This window comes from Kocuria rhizophila DC2201 (assembly GCF_000010285.1).
Classification (GTDB): Bacteria; Actinomycetota; Actinomycetes; order Actinomycetales; family Micrococcaceae; genus Kocuria; species Kocuria rhizophila_A.
In genome coordinates, this window is the sequence record NC_010617.1 from 154,496 (window position 1) to 175,837 (window position 21,342).

The window sequence follows — 21,342 nt, forward strand, 5'->3', positions numbered from 1 at the left end:
CAACCGCTGGAGGAACCATGCAGTCCCGTCCCACCGTCTTCGAACGTCAGGCCCCGTCCGAGCAGGCGGTCACCGAAGCGCTGAGTCAGAGCGTCCAGTCCACGTTCTGGCTGGACGACGTGCGGGACCAGCAGGTCCAGCACCCTCCCCTGCAGGGCAGGGACACCGCGGACCTGGTGGTCGTCGGCGCCGGCTACGCGGGGCTGTGGACCGCGTTGCGCGCCCTCGAACGCCATCCCGGCTCCCGCGTGGTGGTGCTGGAGGGCCAGCGGGTCGGCTGGGCCGCATCCGGGCGCAACGGCGGCTTCTGCGAGTCGAGCCTGACCCACGGGGAGGAGAACGGGCGCAGCCGCTGGCCGAAGGAGTTCGACACGCTGGAGCGCCTGGGCCTCGAGAACCTGGACGCGATCCAGGAGACGGTCGAGCGCTACGGGATGGACGTGGACTTCGAGCGCACGGGCAGCCTGGACCTGGCCGTGGAGCCGCACCAGGTGCAGTGGCTGAACGAGCCCGATGTCGGGGACGGTTCCAGCATCTTCCTGGACGCCCGGGCGGTGCGCGAACAGGTCAACTCGCCCACGTACCTCGCCGGGCGGTGGAGCAAGCGGTCGTGCGCCCTGGTGCACCCCGCGAAACTGGCCCTCGAACTGGCCCGGGTGGTCACGGAACTGGGTGGTGAGATCCACGAGCACAGCCGCGTGACCGAGCTGGACACCTCCGGTGACGGCGTGGTGGCCCACACCGAGGCCGGGCTCGTGCGGGCGCCCCGGGCCGTGCTGGCCACCAACGTGTTCCCCTCGCTGCTCAAGCGCAACAGGCTCAAGACCGTCCCGGTCTACGACTACGCACTCATGACCGAGCCGCTCACCGACGAGCAGCTCGACTCGATCGGGTGGCGCAACCGGCAGGGCCTGGCGGATCTGGCCAACCAGTTCCACTACTACCGACTCAGCAGGGACAACCGGATCCTCTTCGGCGGCTACGACGCCATCTACCACTACGGCGGCAAGGTCCGGCACCGCTACGAGGAGCGCGACGGCAGCTACCGGCGGCTCGCCTCCCACTTCCTGACCACGTTCCCGCAGCTCGAGGGCATCCGGTTCACGCACCGCTGGTCCGGTGCGGTGGACTCCTCCACCCGGTTCTGCGCGTTCCACGGCCTGGCCCGCGGTGGCAGGGTGGCCTACGCCGCCGGGTTCACGGGGCTGGGTGTGGGCGCCACCGCCTTCGCGGCGGACGTCATGCTGGACCTCCTGGAGGGCCGTCACACCGAGCGCACCGCCCTGGAGATGGTCCGCAAGCAGCCCGTGCCGTTCCCCCCGGAGCCCGTGGCCAGCGCGGGGATCAACTTCACCCGTTGGGCCATGGACCGTGCGGACCACCGTGAGGGCAGGCGGCACCCACTGCTCAGGACCCTGGATGCCATGGGCCTCGGCTTCGACTCCTGAGCGCGGCGGGGGTCGGCGGCCCTGCCGCGGTCAGAACAGGAGCACCAGCACCACGATGACCGCCACGATCACCGCGAACACGATGGCCCAGTTGCGGGCGGCGTGGCGGTCCTCGGCCCGGGTCTGCTCGCTGTCCGGGTCCCGGTCCGCGTGCCGGTCGCTGCCCACCCCGTAGTACAGCTCGTTGGTGGACGGCTCGCGCGGGGGCACCGGCGGTCCGTGGCGGTCGGCCGAACCCGCGGGACCGGCCGGGCGGGCGGCGCCGTCCCCGTCCCGGGACTCGCCGGCCGCGGGACGTCCCGAGAGGCTGCCCGGCTCCCAGGTCTGCCGCGGCGCGCCGGCGCCGGGGCCCGCGATCGAGTCGCGCACGGGCACGCCCTCGCCGGGGTAGCGGTTCCCGGGCCGGGCGGGCTCGTCCAGCTCGTCCTCGCCGAGCATCTCGGAGGCCGGGATGCCGGTGGTCGTGACCGCGGGGCCCTGCGAGCCGACGGGGCCCTGCGGCGTCGGCATCGAACCGGGCGCGGACGACGCCGCCCCGCCGTCCCGGGGGCTGGCCGCCGCCGCGCGCAGCACCTCCGAGAAACGGGCCAGCGGATCGCGCTGCGCGGGGGCCGCACCCTGGGCGACCTGGTCCGCACGGTCCGCGACGGAGCGCAGCACCGCGGCGTCGGGCAGCCCGAGGTCCCGGGCCGCCATGGCGAGTTCGAGGGGCGGGCGCGAGGGGTCCGCGGTGGTGGCCCACTCCAGCAGGCCGGTGCGCACGGGGGAGGACAGGGATTCCCGCAGGGCGGGCCGCAACGCCGGGACCTCGGCGAGGTCCAGCAGCTCGGACGGAGGGGTGCTGCCGTAGCCGTGGGCGGCCTGGTCCAGCGGGCCGCGGTGTCCGAAGAGGGCAGCGAGCATGGCGGCCGCGGCGTACCGGTCCTCCACGGTGCCCGCGTCCGAAGTGCGGCGCATCAGTTCCGCCTGGGCGGGGGAGCCAGCCTGGTGGACCGTGTTCAGCAGTTCGGGGTCCGCGCGCACCAGCCGCGCCGGTTCCTGCAGGGCCCGGGCGAGCTCCGGATCCAGTGAGTCGCTCATGACGTCCGCCTTTCTCAGTCGTGGGGAAAGCCTACGGGAGGTCGAGGGCGCGGTGCGGGGCTAAGGTGATCGACTGTGACCCGCACCCCATCCGCGCCGACGCGCAAGGCCCCCGGAATCCTGCTGGCGGTGCTCATGGCCGCAATGGCCGCCGGGCCGGTGTTCAACTACGGGGTGGGTGCGCTGAGCGCCACCATCGTGGAGAGCTACGGGATCACCGAGGGGCAGTACGGGTTCATCATCACGGCGGTGTTCGTGGTAGCGGGTCTCGCGGCGCCGCTGCTGGGAGTGCTCGCGGACCGCATCGACACCCGCGTGCAGCTCACCCTGATCTTCGGGGGTGTGCTGGTGGCGTTCCTGCTCAGCGCCACGTGGCAGTCCTACGCCATGCTGCTGGTCGCGGCCCTGATTGCGGGTCTTGCGCAGTCCTTCTCCAACCCGGTGACCAACCGCATCGTCGCGCAGCGCGTGCCGCTGGCCCAGCGCTCCGCGTGGATGGGGTGGAAGCAGTCCGGGGTGCAGGTGGGTCTGCTGGTCGCGGGCCTCACGTTCCCCGTGGTGGGCGCGGCGTTCGGCTGGCGGGGTGCCGCACTGTTCGGCGCGCTGCTGTGCGTTCCCCTGCTCGTCACGGGGTGGACCGTGGTCACCCGGCTGCAGCGCCGCGCCCGCGAGAGCACCCCGACGACGGCGCCGCCCGCTCCCTCTCCCGCGGCCCCCTCCGCCGCGCGGCGCGCTCCCGCACCACCGTGCGACCGCCCCTCCGCCGGTCTGCCCGGGCCGACCCATGGGGGACCGTTCGAGTCCGCCCACGTGGAACTGTCCGACGCCGCAGCCGACGGCGTGAACCCGGGCCCCGGCCAGGTCTCTCAGGAACGAACGGGGGAAAGGTCCGGGCTGCGCGCGGCGGGTGCGGGAGCCCCGGGAAGGGGGGCCGCGGCGTCGTCGGGCGCGCTGCCGCCTGCGGTGTGGCTGCTGACGCTGACGTCCTTCCTCAACGCGGTGGGTACGCAGGGCGTGAACGTGTACGCGTCCCTGTTCGCAGTGCGGGCCATGGGGTACACCGTCACGGTGGCCGGGCTGCTGCTGGGCGTGATGGGTGTGATCGGGATCGGAAGCCGGATCGGGTGGGGTCGGGTGACCGGCAGACTGGGCAGGCCCGCGCCGCTGATCCAGGTCATGAGCGTGGGCGGGATCGTGGGGCTCGGGCTGCTCGTGCTCGCGGAGACCACGCAGCAGCACTGGCTCATGTGGCTGGGCGTCGCCTTCCACGCAGCACTGCCTCTGGCTGCGAACGTGGTGATCAACTCGGGCATCGTGGCCGCCGTGCCCAAGGAACGGATCGGTGTGGCGTCCGGGCTGGTGGCCACCGGGATGTACCTGGGTTTCGCGCTCGGGCCCGTGGTGGTGGGCCAGCTCGTGGACCTCACGGGAGCGTTCACCGCCGGCTGGGCCGCCGTCGCCGGGGCGTACGTGCTGTGCTTCGTGGCAGCGCTGGTGCTGGGGCGGGTGCAGGCACGCAGAGCCTGAGATGTGAACGGGGCCCGGGGCGCGCAGCGCTCGCTTGGGCCTGGTCCCCGGCCCGTTGCCTGTGGGGAACCGCACGGGAAGACGGCCCTGCCGCGTGCCCCGGCCAGCGCACATGTGGTGCCATGGACCCATGAGCTCACCGCGCACGGACCTCGCCCAGACCCTCCGCCGCCTGGACGGCGGCAGCTACGGCGCCTACAAGCAGCTCAAGGGCTCGTGGCGGCTGGGTGATGCGGAGCTGATCGTGGACCGGGTGCAGTCGGACCCGTACGCCCCGCCGTCCCTGGCCCGGATCCGGCTCTCCCTGTCCGACACCGGGATCCCCCGCGAGCTGATCGCCACCCGGGACGCCCGCGTGGCCGCCGGGGACTTCCTCACCCGTGAGTTCGCCCGGGCCGCCCGGGACCTGGGCCCGCGCGGCGGCAAGGACTCCGGTGGCATCTCGATCCAGCGCACGGGCCAGGAGATCCTCGAGCGCTCCTCCGTGATCGTGCCGGATCCAGGGAGCGCGGTGGATCCCGCCCCGGCACGCGAGTCCGGGATGCACCGGGCGGGGGACGCCGGGGCGGTGGACCGGGGGCGCGGAGCCGGCCGTCCGGCGTCGTCGACCGCTGAGGCGGGGGCCGTCGAGGTGCGCTGCGAGATCGCCCTGCCCGCCGCAGGGCGGCGCATCAAGGGCCACGCCGCGCACCGGCTGCTCACGGAGGTGCTGCCGGGCGTCGTCGAGCGCTCGCTGCGCTGGGAGAACCTGGACCCCGCCGCGTTCGAGGCGCACGTGACCTCCCACCTGGACGCCCAGCACCTGCGCGCGCAGCTGCCCCAGCGCGGCCTCGTGGCGTTCGTGGCCGACGGCGCCGTGCTGCCCCGCGCCTCCGGTCACCGGGACGAGCCGCTCGCCCGCGGGGCGGTGCCGTTCGAGACCCCGCCGCGGCTGCGGGTGGAGCTGGAGCTCGAGGACGGCTCCACCGTGAGCGGCATGGGCGTGCCGGAGGGTGTCACGGTGGTCGTGGGCGGCGGCTACCACGGCAAGTCCACGCTGCTGCAGGCCCTGGAGCGCGGGGTCTACAGCCACGTGCCCGGGGACGGCCGCGAGCGCGTGGTCACCCTGCCGAGTGCCGTGTCCGTGCGCGCCGAGGACGGTCGGGCGGTGTCCCACACGGACGTCTCCCCGTTCATCACCAACCTGCCCACCGGCGCGGACACCCGCGACTTCAGCACGTCCAACGCGTCAGGCTCCACGTCCCAGGCGGCCGCCACGGTCGAGGCCGTGGAGGCGGAGGCCGGCGTCCTGCTGCTGGACGAGGACACGTGCGCCACCAACCTCATGGTCCGGGACGAGCGCATGCGCGCCATGGTTCCGGGCGAGCGCGAGCCCATCACCCCGTTCGTGGACCGGGTGGGCGCCCTCTACGCCGAGCGCGGGGTGTCCTCGATCCTGGTCACGGGCGGCTCCGGGGCGTTCCTGGACGTCGCGGACCTGGTGATCGCGATGGACGCCTACCGCGCCCTGGACGTCACCGACCGCGCCCGGCAGGTGGTCCGCGAGTTCCCGCGCCCCGAGGACATGCGTCCCGCGGAGTCCTTCGGGCAGATCCGTCCGCACGTTCCCGGTGGCGTCCCGGGTGACGCCGCGTCCCGGGCCTCGGGGCACGACGCCGCCCGGTCCGGTCCGGGGGTGGGTCCCGGCGCAGCGCCCGGAGCCCACGGTGGTCACGACGGTGGGGTGACCGAGCGCGTGGCGGGTGCCCGGGACGATTCCCGTGGACGCAGCGAGCACCGCGGCGGTGGCCGGGGACAGCATGGCCGGGGAGGATCGGACCGCAGCTCCGGCCGCCCCGGGGGCCGGAACAAACCGGCACGCGCTCGCGGCCTCGACACCATCCAGCTGGGGCGCGAGGACGTGGACCTCTCCGCCCTGAGCCAGCTCGTGGACCCCTCACAGACGGAGGCGATCGCGCGGCTTCTGGAGGAGGTCGAGCGCACCGCGGACGGTCGCACGCCCCTCACCGAGCTCGTGGACGCCACCCTGGAACGGGTGGTCCGTGAGGGCCTTGACGCCCTCGCGCACCACCGCGGCCACCCGGGCCACCTGGCGCTGCCCAGGGCGCAGGACGTGGCGGCGGCCTACCACCGGGTCCGCCGCTGACGGGAGCTGTGCCGCGCCGCCGGGTGCGTTGCTGACGGGAGCTGTGCCGCTGACGCGGGGCGTGAACCACGGCCAGCGCTCGCGGCACGTCCGCCCCGGCCCGTGCCTGCCCCCGCCACCACGTGCGCGCGCGTGCATTTACTCCGCCAGTGCAGATTTCCGGGCCGATTTCTGCACCAACGGAGCAGTGGCAGGCGCCGACGTCGCTCGCGGACGGGGGCGGGCGGCGTCGTCCGGGGCTAGTTGCCCACGGCGCGGCGGATGTCCTCGAGCGAGGTGAGCTCGCCCGCGCTGATGCGCTCGCGCACGGACTCGTACTGCTCCTGGGAGGTGGCGAAGGGAACCTCCCGGCCCTGGGCGTCCAGCAGGCGGCCGTCCACGAACTGGTCGCCGTCCTGCAGGGCCCCGGCCTCCCGCGGTGAGAGCACCCGCAGACCCACGGTGCCCAGGCCCATGGCCTCGGTGGAGCTCTTGTGGACGCTGAGCTCGTTGAAGAAGAAGTTCATCACCAGGGCCACCACGGCGGCGGAGGAGATGCCGGAGGAGAAGATGATGCCCACCCAGGACGGGAACGCCGCGTAGAAGGTGGGGGCCACGATCGGCACCATCCCGAAGGACAGGGACACCGCCACGATGATCAGGTTCATCCCGCCCCGGTAGTCCACGCGCGCCAGGGTGCGGATGCCCGAGGACATCACGGTGCCGAACAGCACGAACCCGGCGCCGCCCATCACGGGCAGCGGAATCGCGGCGATCACCTGACCCAGCACGGGCAGCATGCCCAGCAGCACCATGAACACACCGCCCAGGGCCACCACGTAGCGGCTCTTGACCTTGGTGATCGCCACCAGGCCCACGTTCTGCACGAACGCCGTCTGCGTGAACGAGTTGAACACGGGCGCCACGGCGGAGGACAGCATGTCCGCGCGCAGCCCGTCCGCGATGCGCGCCGAGTTGATCCGCGAGCCCGTGATCTCGGACAGGGCCAGGATGTCCGCGGTGGTCTCCGCCATGTTCACCAGGATCACGATGCCCATGGCCACGATCGCCGCCATGTGGAACGTGGGCGCGCCGAAGTGGAACGGGGAGGGCAGCGCAACCCACGGCCCCTGCCCCACCTGCGAGAAGTCGGCCATGCCGGTGGCCCACGCCACCACGGTGCCCACCACGATCGCCACCAGGATGGCCAGCCGTGACAGCACCGCCCCGCCGAACTTGGACAGCAGCAGCACGGCGAGCAGCGTGACCCCAGCCAGGGCGATGTTGCCCAGGGAGCCGTAGCCGGGGGCCTTCTCGTCCCCACCCATGGACCACGACGCCGCCACGGGCACCAGGGTGATGCCGATGGTCGTGATGATCGACCCCGTGACCACGGGCGGGAAGAAGCGCAGCACGCGGGCGAAGAACGGGGCCACCAGGAACCCGAACGCGGAGGCCACCATGATGGAGCCCATCACCGACTGGATGCCGCCGCCCGTGGCCAGCACGGACAGCATGGTGGCGATGCCGGTGAAGGAAACCCCCTGCACCAGCGGCAGCTGGGAACCGATCCGCGGCAGCCCCCACGCCTGCAGGAACGTGGCGAACCCGCCCACGAACAGGGCGGCCGCCACGAGCAGGGCGGTGGTGGCGGCGTCGTACCCCGCGGCGCTGGCCACCACGAGCGGCACGGCGATGAGACCGCCGTACATGGTGAGGATGTGCTGCACCGCGTACGCCACGGTGCGCCCGGCGCCCAGCCGTTCGTCCTCGGGGCGGGACCCCCGCTCGTCGGACGGGACGGACGGTGCGCTGCTGGGCATGAGGATCCTCGGTGGGGACGGAGACGTGGACTCACGAAAAGTGTAGGCGGGGTGCGGCACGTGCAGTTCCCGCCGCGCAAAACCGACTACCCTACGGGAATGGCCTTTCACGCGGACTCCACCGAACTGGACAACAAGGAAATCCTGACCTGGGAAGGGTTCGGGACCGCCACCCGGGAACTCGCCCAGCAGATCGTGGACTCGGAATTCGTCCCGGACATCATCATCGCGGTGGCTCGCGGCGGACTGCTGCCCGCCGGTGCCCTCTCCTACGCCATGGGCGTGAAGCTCTCCGACGCCGTGAACGTCGAGTTCTACACGGACGTCCATGAGACCCTCCCGGACCCCGTGCTGCTCGCCCCCATGCTGGACACCGAGTCCATCAGCGACAAGAAGGTCCTGGTGGTGGACGACGTCGTGGACTCCGGGCGCACCCTGGCCCTCGTGCTCGAGCTGCTGCGCGGCTACGGCGCCGAGTGCCGCTCCGCGGTGATCTACGAGAAGCCCCGCTCCGAGGTGCGGCCCGACTTCTCCTGGAAGTCCACGGACGAGTGGATCGTGTTCCCGTGGTCCGCGCAGGAGCCGGTCACCCGGTCCAGCTGACCCGCGCCGCAGGACCCGGCTGCCGCGCAGCCTCGTTACCCTTGTGAGTTCCTCCGGCTCACCGCCCCCCGGGCCCGTGGTGCCGCGCCCGCGGGTACCCGCGGGTGAGCAGCACACCGCCAGCCGCGTCCCCTGAGTCTCAAGTGCAGATATTGCCGCCTACTGCCTGGTAGGCGGCAATATCTGCACTTGGGACCGGGAGGGGCGCCGCCCCGCGGGTCAGTTCTTCACGCGCTCCCACACCAGGGCCGCGGTGGCCTCCGCGATGGCGCGCTCCTCGTCCGTGGCGACCACCAGCACCTCCACGGCCGAATCGGGGAAGCTGATGCGGGCCACGTTCCCCTCGGGGTGCTCGTTGCGGGACGCGTCCAGGCGGACACCCAGCGCCCCCAGCTGATCGCACACCAGCGCGCGGAAGCCCGGGGAGTTCTCCCCGATCCCCGCGGTGAAGATCAGCGCCTGCGCACCGCCCACGGCCACGTGGTACCCGCCGATGTACTTGGCCAGCCGGTACGCGGCCATGTCCAGGGCCAGCTGGGCGCGCTCGTCCCCGGAGTCGGCACGCTGCTCCACGGCGCGCATGTCCGAGTCCCCGCAGATGCCCTGCAGCCCGGACTCGTTGTTGAGGATCCGGTTCATGTCCTGGGCGCTCATCCCGGGCTTGCGCTCCAGCATGGCGGTGACCACGGAGGGGTCCAGGTCCCCGCTGCGGGTGCCCATGACCAGCCCGGCCAGGGGGGTGTAGCCCATGGAGGTGTCGTAGGAGCGACCCTCGCGGATGGCGGTGACCGAGGCGCCGTTGCCCAGGTGGGCCACCACGGTGTTGAACTGTTCCCGCGGGATGCCCAGGAACTCGCAGGCCTTGCCGGTCACGTAGTCGTGCGAGGTGCCGTGGAACCCGTAGCGGCGCATCCCGTCCATCTCGTACCACTGCTCGGGGATGGCGTAGCGCCAGGCCTTCTCGGGCATCGTGCGGTGGAAGGCGGTGTCGAACACGCACACCTGCGGCATGCCCGGGTAGGTCTTCTGGATGGCCCGCAGCCCCAGGGCGTGCGCGGGGTTGTGCAGCGGGGCGAGCGGGGCCAGGCGCTCGATCGCCCGGATGATCTCGTTGTTCACCAGCACGGGGGCGGAGAAGCGCTCGCCGCCGTGCACCACGCGGTGGCCCGCGGCGTCGATGGTGCGCCCGCCGAGCTCCTCGTCCAGGCGCCGGGCGAGGATCTCCAGTGCCTGGGTGTGGTCCTGGATCTCGGACGTGCCGATGTTCTCGATGAGCCCCTTGGTGATCACCTGGTCGCCGGCCATGCCCGCGGTGGCCGTGGCCAGGGGGATGTTCTCGTTGATCGCGGGCATGGAGGAGGTGTACGGGCTGGGCTCGGAGCCCTCCGGGGTGACCTCCCGCACCTGGTACTTGATGGACGAGGAACCGCAGTTGACGACGAGGACGAGCATGGTGGTGTCCCTTCAGAGGCAGGAGTGCCGTGGGTTGTGGAGGAGTTGGCTGCCGAGGCGTGCGGCCTGGTGGGGCGGCCGACGGCGCCGGCGCCGGCGGCGTCGTCCCGCAGCCCCGGCCGCGTCCTCCCAGGTCACAGCGTCTGCGCCTGGATCGCGGTGATGGCCACGGTGTTGACGATGTCGTCCACGGTGCAGCCGCGCGAGAGGTCGTTCACGGGCTTGCGCAGCCCCTGCAGCACGGGGCCCACGGCCACCGCACCCGCGGACTGCTGCACGGCCTTGTAGGTGTTGTTGCCGGTGTTCAGGTCCGGGAACACGAACACGGTGGCCTGCCCCGCCACGTGCGAGCCCGGGAGCTTGGACCTCGCGATCGAGGCGTCCACGGCGGCGTCGTACTGGATGGGGCCCTCCACCTCGAAGTCAGGGTCCGCGGCGCGCACAAGGTCGGTGGCGGCGCGCACGCGCTCCACGTCCTCGCCGGAGCCGGAGCCGCCGGTGGAGTAGGAGAGCATGGCCACGCGGGGGTCCACGCCGAACTCACGGGCGGTCTGCGCGGAGGCCAGGGCGATGTCCGCGAGCTGCTGCTCGTCCGGGTTGGGGTTCACTGCGCAGTCGCCGTAGACGAGCACGCGGTCCGCGAGCAGCATGAAGAACACCGAGGAGACGATGTTCACGCCCTCGCGGGTCTTCACGAACTCGAGCGCCGGGCGGATGGTGTTCGCGGTGGTGTGGGCGGCACCGGAGACCATGCCGTCCACGTCCCCCATCTGGACCATCATGGTGCCGAAGTAGGAGCCGTCCATCATGCGCTCGAGCGCCTGGCCCTTGCTCACACCCTTGTGGGAGCGCAGCCGCACGTACTCGTCCGCGTACTTCTCGCGCAGGGCGTCGTCGTGCTGGAAGTCCACGAGGTCCAGGCCGTCGGCGTCGAAGTCGAGCTCGATGCCCTCGGACTGCGCGAGCGAGCGGACCGTTTCGGGATCGCCCAGCACGGTGAGGTCGCAGAAGTTGCGGCGGTGGATGAGCTCCGCGGCGCGCAGGATGCGGGGGTCGTCCCCCTCGGGCAGCACGATCCGCTTGCGGTCCGCCCGCGCGGACTCCACGAGCTCGTGCAGGAACCGCAGCGGGGTGCGTCGCACGGGCCGCGGCAGGGTGAGCCGCCCCGAGAGCTCGTCGCTGTCCACGTGCTCCGCCCACGCACCGCGCGCGGCGGCGATCTTGCGGGAGTGCGCGCCGGCCAGGGTGCCGCGCGTGCCGGCCACCGCCTGCGCGGTGGTGAAGGTGTCCCGCTCGGTGGTCAGCACGGGGAAGGGGGCCGCGCCCAGCAGCGAGCCCACCGCGCCGGCGGGCCGGAAGCCCCCGGTCAGCAGCATCCCGGCGGGCACCGGCAGCGTGGGCGCCAACGACGACGCCAGGGTTGCCGAGACCACGTCCGTCCGGTCCCCGGGGGTGATCACCAGGTCCCCGTCCGCCATCTGGTCCAGGAAGTTCCCGGCGGTCATCGCGGCCACCTTCACGGCCTTGATGTCGCGGTCCAGGGACGCGGAGTTGAAGTCCGTGCCGTAGCCCTGGGCGTCCACGAGCTCGGCGACGGTGGGGTTGGAGATCGCGGGGATCTCCGGGATCACGTACGCGGGGAGGTTGTGGTTGCCGGGCTTGGCCTCCCGGCGGATCTGCTCCGCCTGCTCCGGGTCCGCGCGGTTGACGATCACGGCGTAGATGTCGCACCCGGCCTGGCGCAGCTCGGTGCGGGTCACGTCGATCGCGTTGAGCACGTCTTTCACGCGCCCGGACTCGTGGGCGCCGATCACCGCGGCCACGGAGCAGCCCATGTTGTTGGCCAGGCGGGCGTTGAGGTCGAACTCGGCGGTGACCGCGTTGTGGGCCAGCAGGTCGGTGCCGTCCACGACGATCACATCGCACTCCAGCGCCATCTCGGAGTACACGGCCATGGCGGCGGAGTCGAGGTCGTCGTGCTCACCGGAGGCGAGGATCTCACGGCAGCGCTCCAGAGACACCGCGCCCCGGCACCGGGAGTCCGGGAGGTCGAAGGTGCGCTTCATGAGCTGCAGCACCGAGTCCTCCTCGGGGGAGGTGCCGTCGAAGACCGGGCGGAAGAAGCCCAGGGCGTCCGTGCGCTTGAACATGGTGTCCGTGAGCCCCAGTGCCACCAGCGTCTTTCCGCTCAGCGGCGTCATCGCGGAGATGTAGATGCCCTGCGTCATGGAACGTGCTCCCTCGGTAGCGTCCGGCTGTGCCTCCAAGTCTATGGACTCCCCACGCGGCCGGGGGTGAGGGGTAACGCACACCGGGGATCGGTGCCACACTGGTCACATGCTGGTCGCCTTCTCCGTCTCCCCCAGCGGTGGGGACAATCCCGATGCCTCCGTCCACGACGCCGTGGCCGCCGCCGTTCACGTGGTGCGCGAGTCCGGGCTGCCCAACCGCACCGACTCCATGTTCACCACCATCGAGGGTGAGTGGGACGAGTGCATGGCCGTGGTCAAGGAGGCCACCGCCGCGGTCGCCGAGTACGGGCCGCGCGTGTCCCTGGTGCTCAAGGCAGACATCCGCCCGGGCCACACCGGTGAGCTGACGGGCAAGCTGGAGCGCCTGGAGTCCGCGCTGTCCCACCACGAGCTGGGCCGTTCGCAGGAGCGCCGCGGCATCACCTCGGGCACCGCCGGCTCGAATGGCACCGCTGGCCCGGAGGGCACCGCGAGCTCCGACGCCGTCGGTCGGACGTGACGGCCCCGCGCACCTCGTGAGCAGGAAGAGCAAGAACGCCAAACGGGCCGGTCGCGCGGAAACCGGCGCCGCGGCGTCGTCGGACGCACCGGGGCTCGTGGCGCGCACCTGGGTCACGGACACCGGGACCGTGGAGCTGCAGCAGGACACGTACGTGCCCGGCGCGTGGGTGCTGCGGGTGAACGGGGTGCCGTCCTCGCACATCGTCCCAGACCGTCCGGACCAGCTGGAGTTCGAGTACATGCGCTGGTTCTCCACGGTGCTCGAGGACCACGTGTCCTCGCACCTGGATCCCACCGTGCTGCGCGTGCTGCACCTCGGTGGCGGTGCGTGCTCGGTGGCCCGCTACCTCGCGTGGCGCTACCCGCAGTCGCGCCAGGTGGTCGTGGAGCTCGACGCCGCCCTGGCCACCCTGGTGCGCGAGTGGCTGGACCTGCCCCGGGCACCGCTGCTGCGGATCCGCCCGGGGGAGGCGCGGGCGGTCACGGAGTCGCTCAGCGAGGCCTCGCGGGACATCGTGATCCGGGACGTCTTCGCCGGGGAGCAGACCCCGGGCCACCTGCGCACGCTCGAGTTCGCGCACCACGTGGACCGCGTGCTCGCGCCGGACGGGCTGTACCTGCTGAACGTGGGGGACACCCGCAACCTCAAGGGCACCCGGGCGGAGATCGCGGCGCTGCTGGAGGTCTTCGAGCACGTGGCCGCGGTCGCGGATGCCCCCATGCTCAAGGGCCGCCGCTACGGCAACGTGGTGCTCGCCGCCTCGCACGCACCCCTGCCCGCGGCCGGTTCCGCCGACGCCGCCGCGCTGGGCCGCGAGCTGCTCGGCGGCTCCCTGCCGGCCCAGTACAAGGACACCGCGTGGTGCCGCGAGCTCGCGGCGGACACTCGCCCGTGGCTCGACAAGCCTGCGGACCCGGTCCCCGAGGGGCCGGACGCGGCCTGACGGTCAGCCACGACGAACGCCGCCCGCGCCTCACGGGAACGGGCCCGTGGGAGGCGGCGTGCGGCGTCGTCGTCAGGAAAGCTGGATCAGCCCGCCCAGCCGTGGATCACGCCGATGCCGAAGAACGCCACGAACGCCAGGGCCACCACGTACATGAGCGGGTGGACGTCCTTGGCGCGGCCCTGCACCAGGCGGATGAACACGTAGGAGACGAAGCCCGCGCCGATGCCGTTGGCGATCGAGTAGGTGAACGGCATCACGGCGAAGGTGAGGAACGCGGGGATGGCCACGCCCCAGTCGGTCCAGTCGATGTTGACCACGTTGCGGGCCATCAGGAAGCCCACCACCACCATGGCCGGGGCCACGGCCTCGAAGGGGACCACGTTGACCAGCGGGGTGAGGAACATGGCGGCGAGGAACAGCACGCCGGTGACCACGTTGGCCAGGCCCGTGCGGGCGCCGTCCGCGATGCCCGTGGAGGACTCCACGAAGATCTGGTTGGAGGACACGGAACCCGTGCCGCCGGCCACCGCACCGAGGGCGTCCACGAGCAGCACGCGGTCCACGTTCTCGATCTGACCGTTCGCGTCCTCGAGCCCGGCCTGGCGGGAGAGCCCCACCATGGTGCCCATGGCGTCGAAGAAGATGGACAGCAGGATGGTGAAGATCAGCAGCGCGCACGCGATCCCGCCGAGCTGCGTGAAGGCGTCGATGGGGGCGGCGGAGCCCAGCAGGGAGAGGTCCGGCACCGCGAAGAGACCCTCGGGGGCGGAGGGCACCACCAGGGACCAGCCGTGGGGGTTCTCCACGGAGGAGCCGGACGGGGAGACCGCCTCCAGCACGTGGGCCAGCACGGTGGTGAGCACCACCGAGATCAGGATGCCGCCCTTGACGTCCCGCACCAGCAGCGCCACCGTCAGCAGCAGACCCACGGCGAACGTGAGGGTGGGCCAGCCGAACAGCTCGCCCCCCACGCCCAGCTGCACGGGCACGGTGGTGTGGGCGGCGTCCGGGATGCGCCGCACGAACCCGGCGTTCACGAAGCCGATCAGGGCGATGAACAGACCGATGCCCACCACGATCGCGGCCTTGAGGGAGTCCGGCACCGCGTTGAACACGGCGGTGCGGAAGCCCGTGAGCACCAGCACCACCATGATCACGCCGGCCCAGATCACCAGCCCCATCACCTGCGGCCAGGTGAGACCGGGGTTCGTGGCGATCGTGACGGCCAGGAACGCGTTCACGCCCAGCCCCGTGGCCACACCGAACGGGGCCTTGGCCCACGCGCCCATGAGGATGGTCAGCACACCGGCCACCAGGGCGGTCATGGCCGCCACGCGGTCACCGCCGAGCGTGTTCCCGGCGCCGTCCGGGCCGTAGCCGAGCACCAGCGGGTTGAGCACCACGATGTAGCTCATGGCGATGAACGTGGCCACGCCACCGCGGACCTCCCGGCCCACGGTGGAACCACGCCGGGTGATGGAGAAGAAGCGGTCCAGCCCGCCTCGGGGCTCGCTGCGCTGGGCGGGCGGGGTGGATGACGACATGGGGATCCTCACGGGTGGGCGCGTTCGGGCGCCGAACGGGACGGGTGGGGGATGTTTGTGTAGAAATACTACGCCGACGCCGCCCGCTCACCGCGGCACCGCGCGCACCTGCGCGGCCGGTCCCGCGGGGTGGGGTGCGCGGTGCCCGCGCGGGCGCCCCGCGTGGTTAGGCAAGACTGACCCGCGTTCACTACCGTTGATCCCAGTCCCTGCCAGCACGCGGGATCCGTGTGCGCGTCGAAAGGAATCACCACCGTGACAACCCCCAACTCCCGCCCGCTCCGCGTGGCCGTGATCGGTGCAGGCCCCGCCGGCATCTACGCCGCGGACATGATCACCAAGACCGAGGCGGTCCGCGAGGGTGAGCTCGAGGTCAGCGTGGACCTGTTCGACCGCTACCCCACCCCGTTCGGGCTCATCCGCTACGGCGTGGCCCCGGACCACCCGCGCATCAAGGGGATCATCACGGCGCTGCGCTCCATCCTGGGCCGCGGGGACATCCGGTTCTTCGGCAACGTGGAGTACGGCCGGGACATCACCCTGGGGGAGTTCCTCACCCACTACGACGCCGTGATCTTCGCGACCGGCGCCGTCAACGACGCCCCCCTGGACATCCCCGGCGCGGACCTGGACGGTTCCTACGGTGCGGCGCGCTTCGTGGCGTGGTACGACGGCCACCCCGACTACCCCCGCACGTGGCCGCTGACCGCGAAGGAGATCGCGGTGATCGGCAACGGCAACGTGGCGCTGGACGTGGCGCGGGTGCTGTCCAAGCACGCGGAGGACATGCTGGTCACGGAGATCCCGGGCAACGTGTACCAGGGGCTGCGGGAGTCCCCGGTCACGGACGTGCACATCTTCGGGCGTCGCGGCCCCGCCCAGATCAAGTTCACCCCGCTGGAGCTGCGCGAGCTGGCCAAGTCCCGGGACGTGGACATCGTGGTCTACGACGAGGACTTCCAGTTCGACGAGGCCTCCGAGAAGGCCATGGTGGAGAACAACCAGACCAAGGTCATGATGAAGACGCTGCAGAAGTGGCGTGAGGACGAGACCCCCAAGACCGCGTCCCGCCGGCTGCACCTGCACTTCCTGCAGACCCCGGACGAGATCCTCGGGGACGAGGACGGCAAGGTCCGCGCCATCCGCATGGAGCGCACGCGCCTCAACGGGGACGCCTCCGTCACGGGCACGGGCGAGTACACCGAGTACCCCGTGCAGGCCGTCTACCACGCGATCGGCTACCTGGGCTCGCCCCTGCCGGAGCTGCCGTTCGACCCCGAGCGCGGCGTGATCCTCAACGAGGAGGGCCGCGTGGTCGAGGCGGACGGCACCCCGGTCCCCGGCGTCTACGCCACGGGCTGGATCAAGCGCGGGCCCGTGGGCCTGATCGGGGCCACCAAGTCCGACGCCCTGGAGACCGTCACCCACCTGGTCGAGGACCGTGCCTCGCTCGCGGACCCGGACCGGCCGGAGCCGCAGGCCGTCGTGGAGCTGCTCGAGGACAAGGGCGTGCAGTACACCACGTGGGACGGCTGGCTCGCCCTGGACGAGTACGAGCAGAGCCTGGGCCAGTCCTCCCACGACGCCGAGGGCAACCCGCGCGAGCGCGTCAAGGTGGTGGAGCGGGACGAGATGATCTCGGTCTCCCGCGGAGCTGTCCAGCAGTAGCGCCCATCAGGTCGTCCTCCCCTCCCCTGCACGCCCTTGGGCCGCCGCCTGCCCAGGCGCGCAGTGGGATCGGGTTGTGTGTCCTTGAGTGACGTGACGCATAGGCCTCAGCTCCGTCAGCCGTAGCGTGGCCTGGACCGGACAGCTACGACAGGAGTGTTTCCCATGTCCCCGATTTCCCTCCACTGGTTCCTCCCCACCGCGTCGGATTCCCGCGGCATTGTGGGCGGAGGCCACGGGGCGAGCATTCAGGCCACACAGACCCTGCGTGGACCGCGTCTGCCCTATTTGGTGCAGGTGGCGCAGGCGGCGGAATACAACGGTTTCGAATCCGTGCTCTCGCCCACGGGCCTGTGGTGCCAGGACGCCTGGTTGACCACGGCCGCCATCTCCCAGCACACGGAAAGACTCAAGTTCCTCGTCGCGTTGCGTCCCGGAGCCATGTCCCCCACCCTGGCGGCCCAGATGGCGGCCACGTACCAGGACCTCACGGGGGGACGGCTCAACGTCAACGTGGTGGCCGGCGGGGAGTCCACCGAGCAGCGCGCCTTCGGAGACTTCTTGGACAAAGACGGTCGCTACGCTCGGACCGGAGAGTTCCTGGACATCGTGTCCCGCCTGTGGGATCACGAGTCACCCTTCGACTACCGAGGTGAGCACCTCGCCGTGGAGCAGGCCAGGCTGGACTTCCCGCCTGCGCCCCGTCCGCAGGTGTACTTCGGGGGTTCCTCCGCAGCTGCGGCCACCGTGGCTGCGGAGCACGCGGATGTCTTCCTCACGTGGGGTGAACCACCGCAACAGGCAAAGGAGAAGATCGACCGGATCCGTGAACTCGCGAGGGCACGCGGACGCAGCGTGCGCTTTGGCATCCGTCTGCACACCATTTCGCGGGAGACGTCGGCTCAGGCATGGGCGGTGGCCGAGGGCATGCTCGCGGGCGTGGACGAACGGATGATCCAGGAGCAGCAGGAAGCGCTGCGCCGTTCAGAGTCCGAGGGGCAGCGCCGGATGCTGGATCTGCACGGTGGTTCCGCAACCAAGTTGCAGGTCCACCCCGGCCTGTGGGCAGGAGTGGGCCTACTGCGTGGTGGAGCGGGGACGGCCATGGTGGGGTCCCACCGGGAGGTGGCCGACCTCATCGCGGAGTATGTCGCCGCGGGCATCGACGAGTTCGTGCTCTCCGGGTACCCGTGCCTCGAGGAGGCCTACTGGTTCGGCGAGGGCGTCCGTCCGCTCCTCCAAGCCGACGGTCTGCTCTGAGCAGTGCGAGCTCCGCGCAGGGGCGGAACGTGCGGGCGTTAGAGTCCCAGCAACCTTCGGAGGTGGGGGTTGAGCAGCGTGCCCTGGGGGTCCATGGCGGCGCGCAGGGTGAGGAACTCGTCCCACTGTGTGTAGAGCGGTGCGAGGTCCTCGGCGGTGCGGGTGTGCAGCGTGCCCCAGTGGGGGCGGCCGCCGTGCTCCACCAGGATCTGCTCCGCGGCGGTGAGGAAGGACTGGCTGGGGCGCCGGCCGTACTGGCGCAGGTTGATCCACCCCGTGTAGCGGCCCCCGGCGGGGGAGAGGTGGCCCTGGTCCGGCGGTGAGCAGCGCACGGTCATGGGGAACGCGAGGTCGTAGACGTGAGCGTCCACCAGGGTGCGCAGCTCGCGCACCGCGGAAGCGGTGGCCTCGAGCGGCAGGGCGTACTCGGCGGCCACGTAGCGCACCGGACGGGCCACCGTGAACACGCGGTAGGACACGTCCGTGTAGCGCCGGGAGCTCTCCGCGAGGGACTCGATCCGGTTGAGCCCGTTCACGGCCCGCGGGATCAGGTTCCCCACGCGGCCCAGCCCGGCGGTCAGGGAGGTGCGCAGAACGGCGTCGTCCGCGCGGCGCAGCGCCCGGGAGATCGGTGAGGCGGGGCGCGTGTAGGTGTCCGGGAGGCGGTGCAGCCGGCTCAGGATGCGGGTGTGGGCCATGGTGGTGCCCGGCATCCAGGAGAACTCGAAGTGGTCCGCGGCAGACATCCGCTCCTGCAGGGTGTCCAGCAGGGAACCGATCGGCTCGCGGAACTCGGCGCAGTGCAACCGGAACGCGTTGACGCACTGGAACGTCACGGACACCACCACGCCCAGCACGCCCAGGTTCACCCGGGCGGCGTCGAACAGCTCGGGGCGGTGGGTCTCGGAGCAGGAGATCAGCTCGCCCTCGGGGGTCGCGAGGCTCAGCCCGATCACCTGACCGCCCAGCGAGGGCTGGCCCAGGCCCGTGCCGTGGGTGCCCGTGGCGAGCGCCCCGCCCACGCTCATGTGTGAGGAGTCGGGGAGGTTGGCCAGCGCCAGGCCGTGCTGCTCCAGGACCAGGTTCAGCTCCTGCAGCGTGGTCCCGGCGAACACCGTGACCCTCTGGTGGTCCTCGTCCACGGACACGAGACCCTTGAGCGCCGAGGTGTCCAGCAGCACACCCCCGGTGGGGACCAGTGGGGAGCAGCTGCGCCCCGATCCTGCGGGCCGGACCGCCGTTCCCGCGGCGCGCGCCTCACGCAGCACGTCCAGGACCTGGTCCGAGGTCGTCGGGCGCACCGTCGCGGCGGGATCGGCGCTCTGGTTCCCACCCCACGAACGCCACGCACCGCCCCTGACCTGGGCCGTCATGCGCGGCTCCGATGCTCCGCGTGTGCTCACGGCTCACCTCCGTTCCCGGGGACCGTGCGATCCCCTCGATCCTCGTCCGTCCGGCGTCGCCCACGGGCGCTGCCGGTCCCCCGCGGGGTGGTGTCCGTGCGGGCCGCGGCCCCTCGGGGACCCTCGGTGCGGGAGCGCTGTGCCCCGCGGCGTCGTCGCCCGGTGCGGACCCTCCCATCATGTCACCGCGCCCGCCCCGGGAGGGACCCCGGGGCTAGGCTGGACGCAGGAACCGTGACCCGGGGAGGGATCAGCATGAACGCACCGGACGCCGAGATCATCGTGGGCGTGGACGGCTCCGAGCAGAGCCTGGGCGCACTGCACTGGGCGGCCCGCGAGGCCCGACGCCGCGGGGCGCCCCTGCGCGTGGTCACCGCCTACACGGTGCCCATGATCGGCGGGTCCACCTTCGACGTCGGCTACGCCGCGTTCGACGACGCCGCCATGAACCGCGCCGTGGAGGACCTCGTCGCGGACGCCCGACGCCGCGTGGCCGAGCTGGACGTGGAGGTCCGCTCCACGGTCCAGGCCGGGGACCCCTCCGGGGTGCTCGTGGACCTCAGCAGGGACGCCCAGCTGCTGGTCCTGGGATCCCGTGGCCGGGGCGGGTTCATCGGACGGCTGCTGGGCTCGGTGTCCACGGCCGTGCCCGCCCACGCTCACTGCCCCGTGGGGATCATCCCCCTGCAGTGGGGCACCGAGTACCGGGTGCACGAGGACGTCAGCCGGCGCTCCGCCTTCGTGGACGGCGTCACGGTGGGCTCGGACGGCTCCGAGCACGCGAGTGCCGCGATGCTGTGGGCCGCGGACGAGGCCGAGCAGCTGGGCGTGCCGCTGACCGTGGTGTGCGCCGCCCCCTCGGACGCGGGCACCTCCGCGTGGCTGCCCTCACCCGTGGACTTCGACGACCTGCGCGGCGAGGTCCGCGCGGCACTGGACGCCTGCGTGGCCTGGCTGCGGTCCCACTTCCCCACGCTCGAGATCACCGGTGAGCTCGTGGACGGCTCTCCCATCGACGTGCTCGTGGAACGCTCCGCCCGCAACCAGCTGGTGGTCACGGGCACCCGCGGCCGCGGCGGCTTCGCGGGGATGCTGCTGGGCTCCACGTCCCAGGGTGTGCTGCACAACTGCACGGGCCCGTCCATGATCGTGCCGGGCTTCCAGGACCCGCGGCTCTCGGACCGGCCCCACGTGGCGGTCTGACGAGCGGCCGTCCCATACCACGGGTGTTTGTGGAACGGGTGGTTTGGCTCTAAGCTACTGGAGGTCCATCGTCCCATGGTGCACTCTGTGCTCCCGGACGCTGTTCTGGCCCCCATCGTCTAGCGGCCTAGGACACCGCCCTTTCACGGCGGCGGCACGGGTTCGAATCCCGTTGGGGGTACGGTTTCCACGGAGGAGCCCGCCGGACGCTCGATTTGCACAGCGAACCGTTCGTCCTGGTAGGATATCCACTCGTTGGAAACAACCAAGGCCCTGTAGCGCAGTTGGTTAGCGCGCCGCCCTGTCACGGCGGAGGTCGCGGGTTCAAGTCCCGTCAGGGTCGCTCAGGCGGCGATGAAAAGGCAACTTTTCGCGCCGTCGCGGCATATCACCGAGAGGTTTCCTCCCGGCGTGTGCCTGGCTCTGTAGCTCAGTTGGTAGAGCGTACGACTGAAAATCGTAAGGTCACCGGATCGACGCCGGTCGGAGCCACTGAACCCCCGCGT

15 protein-coding genes and 3 tRNA genes are annotated in these 21,342 nt (G+C 71.7%); 12 read left to right on the forward strand and 6 right to left on the reverse strand.

All coding sequences use genetic code 11. The features are described 5' to 3' along the window. Positions 1–17: 17 nt before the first annotated feature. Positions 18–1,448, forward strand: a complete 1,431-nt coding sequence (locus KRH_RS00680; RefSeq protein ID WP_012397218.1) for an NAD(P)/FAD-dependent oxidoreductase — start codon at positions 18–20, stop codon at positions 1,446–1,448. Between the two features lie 30 nt (positions 1,449–1,478). Here the strand turns inward: KRH_RS00680 and KRH_RS00685 are convergent, their stop codons facing one another. After that, entirely contained in the window at positions 1,479–2,528 is a 1,050-nt protein-coding gene (locus KRH_RS00685; protein WP_012397219.1) for a hypothetical protein, read from the reverse strand. A gap of 75 nt (positions 2,529–2,603) precedes the next feature. On the opposite strand from KRH_RS00685, the gene KRH_RS00690 reads away from it, so the two are divergent. Next, complete coding sequence (locus tag KRH_RS00690) at positions 2,604–4,055, forward strand: MFS transporter (RefSeq protein WP_012397220.1); 1,452 nt, start codon at positions 2,604–2,606, stop codon at positions 4,053–4,055. Between the two features lie 130 nt (positions 4,056–4,185). After that, positions 4,186–6,201: an ABC-ATPase domain-containing protein gene (locus tag KRH_RS00695; RefSeq protein WP_012397221.1), complete on the forward strand. Its 2,016-nt coding sequence runs from the start codon at positions 4,186–4,188 to the stop codon at positions 6,199–6,201. A gap of 239 nt (positions 6,202–6,440) precedes the next feature. Here KRH_RS00695 and KRH_RS00700 read toward each other — a convergent pair whose 3' ends face one another. Beyond that, positions 6,441–8,003, reverse strand: coding sequence for a nucleobase:cation symporter-2 family protein (locus tag KRH_RS00700; RefSeq protein ID WP_012397222.1), 1,563 nt, complete (start codon positions 8,001–8,003; stop codon positions 6,441–6,443). A 99-nt stretch (positions 8,004–8,102) separates the two neighbouring features. Here KRH_RS00700 and KRH_RS00705 point away from each other — a divergent pair, with 99 nt between their 5' ends. Then, a complete protein-coding gene (locus KRH_RS00705) occupies positions 8,103–8,606 on the forward strand; it encodes a phosphoribosyltransferase (protein WP_012397223.1) in 504 nt (167 codons plus the stop codon). Between the two features lie 219 nt (positions 8,607–8,825). Here KRH_RS00705 and KRH_RS00710 read toward each other — a convergent pair whose 3' ends face one another. After that, on the reverse strand, positions 8,826–10,058 hold the full coding sequence (locus tag KRH_RS00710; protein WP_012397224.1) for an acetate/propionate family kinase: 1,233 nt from the start codon (positions 10,056–10,058) through the stop codon (positions 8,826–8,828). Between the two features lie 134 nt (positions 10,059–10,192). After that, positions 10,193–12,286: a phosphate acetyltransferase gene (pta, locus tag KRH_RS00715; RefSeq protein ID WP_012397225.1), complete on the reverse strand. Its 2,094-nt coding sequence runs from the start codon at positions 12,284–12,286 to the stop codon at positions 10,193–10,195. 109 nt (positions 12,287–12,395) lie between these two features. Between pta and KRH_RS00720 the strand changes: the two genes are divergently transcribed. Together KRH_RS00720 and KRH_RS00725 are read left to right on the forward strand one after the other, a co-directional pair. After that, on the forward strand, positions 12,396–12,809 hold the full coding sequence (locus KRH_RS00720) for a thiamine-binding protein (protein WP_012397226.1): 414 nt from the start codon (positions 12,396–12,398) through the stop codon (positions 12,807–12,809). A gap of 16 nt (positions 12,810–12,825) precedes the next feature. Beyond that, complete coding sequence (locus KRH_RS00725; protein ID WP_012397227.1) at positions 12,826–13,755, forward strand: spermidine synthase; 930 nt, start codon at positions 12,826–12,828, stop codon at positions 13,753–13,755. Between the two features lie 86 nt (positions 13,756–13,841). Here the strand turns inward: KRH_RS00725 and KRH_RS00730 are convergent, their stop codons facing one another. Beyond that, positions 13,842–15,302, reverse strand: coding sequence for an NCS2 family permease (locus KRH_RS00730; RefSeq protein ID WP_050738019.1), 1,461 nt, complete (start codon positions 15,300–15,302; stop codon positions 13,842–13,844). Positions 15,303–15,530: 228 nt separating this feature from the next. On the opposite strand from KRH_RS00730, the gene KRH_RS00735 reads away from it, so the two are divergent. Together KRH_RS00735 and KRH_RS00740 are read left to right on the forward strand one after the other, a co-directional pair. Then, a complete protein-coding gene (locus tag KRH_RS00735; protein WP_012397229.1) occupies positions 15,531–16,970 on the forward strand; it encodes an FAD-dependent oxidoreductase in 1,440 nt (479 codons plus the stop codon). A 165-nt stretch (positions 16,971–17,135) separates the two neighbouring features. Next, positions 17,136–18,230 (forward strand): LLM class flavin-dependent oxidoreductase, encoded by a 1,095-nt coding sequence (locus KRH_RS00740; protein ID WP_012397230.1) that lies wholly within the window; start codon positions 17,136–17,138, stop codon positions 18,228–18,230. A 38-nt stretch (positions 18,231–18,268) separates the two neighbouring features. Here the strand turns inward: KRH_RS00740 and KRH_RS00745 are convergent, their stop codons facing one another. Continuing rightward, positions 18,269–19,633, reverse strand: a complete 1,365-nt coding sequence (locus KRH_RS00745; protein WP_226905789.1) for a D-arabinono-1,4-lactone oxidase — start codon at positions 19,631–19,633, stop codon at positions 18,269–18,271. Positions 19,634–19,888: 255 nt separating this feature from the next. Between KRH_RS00745 and KRH_RS00750 the strand changes: the two genes are divergently transcribed. The 4 genes from KRH_RS00750 to KRH_RS00765 all read left to right on the forward strand — a co-directional run bounded on the left by KRH_RS00750 (position 19,889) and on the right by KRH_RS00765 (position 21,328). Further along, positions 19,889–20,836, forward strand: coding sequence for a universal stress protein (locus KRH_RS00750; protein WP_012397233.1), 948 nt, complete (start codon positions 19,889–19,891; stop codon positions 20,834–20,836). A gap of 108 nt (positions 20,837–20,944) precedes the next feature. Further along, a tRNA-Glu gene (locus tag KRH_RS00755) sits at positions 20,945–21,017 on the forward strand. 88 nt (positions 21,018–21,105) lie between these two features. Then, positions 21,106–21,179 (forward strand) — tRNA-Asp (locus tag KRH_RS00760). A gap of 76 nt (positions 21,180–21,255) precedes the next feature. Further along, a tRNA-Phe gene (locus tag KRH_RS00765) sits at positions 21,256–21,328 on the forward strand. Positions 21,329–21,342 lie beyond the last annotated feature (14 nt).

What these genes read in the sequence shown, in the direction of transcription:
- KRH_RS00720 (WP_012397226.1), top strand. Translation starts at nt 12,396, where the DNA reads ATGCTGGTCGCCTTCTCCGTCTCCCCCAGCGGTGGGGACAATCCCGAT.
- KRH_RS00740 (WP_012397230.1), top strand. Translation starts at nt 17,136, where the DNA reads ATGTCCCCGATTTCCCTCCACTGGTTCCTCCCCACCGCGTCGGATTCC.
- KRH_RS00710 (WP_012397224.1), bottom strand. Translation starts at nt 10,058, where the DNA reads ATGCTCGTCCTCGTCGTCAACTGCGGTTCCTCGTCCATCAAGTACCAG.
- KRH_RS00705 (WP_012397223.1), top strand. Translation starts at nt 8,103, where the DNA reads ATGGCCTTTCACGCGGACTCCACCGAACTGGACAACAAGGAAATCCTG.
- KRH_RS00680 (WP_012397218.1), top strand. Translation starts at nt 18, where the DNA reads ATGCAGTCCCGTCCCACCGTCTTCGAACGTCAGGCCCCGTCCGAGCAG.
- KRH_RS00730 (WP_050738019.1), bottom strand. Translation starts at nt 15,302, where the DNA reads ATGTCGTCATCCACCCCGCCCGCCCAGCGCAGCGAGCCCCGAGGCGGG.
- KRH_RS00695 (WP_012397221.1), top strand. Translation starts at nt 4,186, where the DNA reads ATGAGCTCACCGCGCACGGACCTCGCCCAGACCCTCCGCCGCCTGGAC.
- pta (WP_012397225.1), bottom strand. Translation starts at nt 12,286, where the DNA reads ATGACGCAGGGCATCTACATCTCCGCGATGACGCCGCTGAGCGGAAAG.
- KRH_RS00685 (WP_012397219.1), bottom strand. Translation starts at nt 2,528, where the DNA reads ATGAGCGACTCACTGGATCCGGAGCTCGCCCGGGCCCTGCAGGAACCG.
- KRH_RS00700 (WP_012397222.1), bottom strand. Translation starts at nt 8,003, where the DNA reads ATGCCCAGCAGCGCACCGTCCGTCCCGTCCGACGAGCGGGGGTCCCGC.
- KRH_RS00750 (WP_012397233.1), top strand. Translation starts at nt 19,889, where the DNA reads ATGAACGCACCGGACGCCGAGATCATCGTGGGCGTGGACGGCTCCGAG.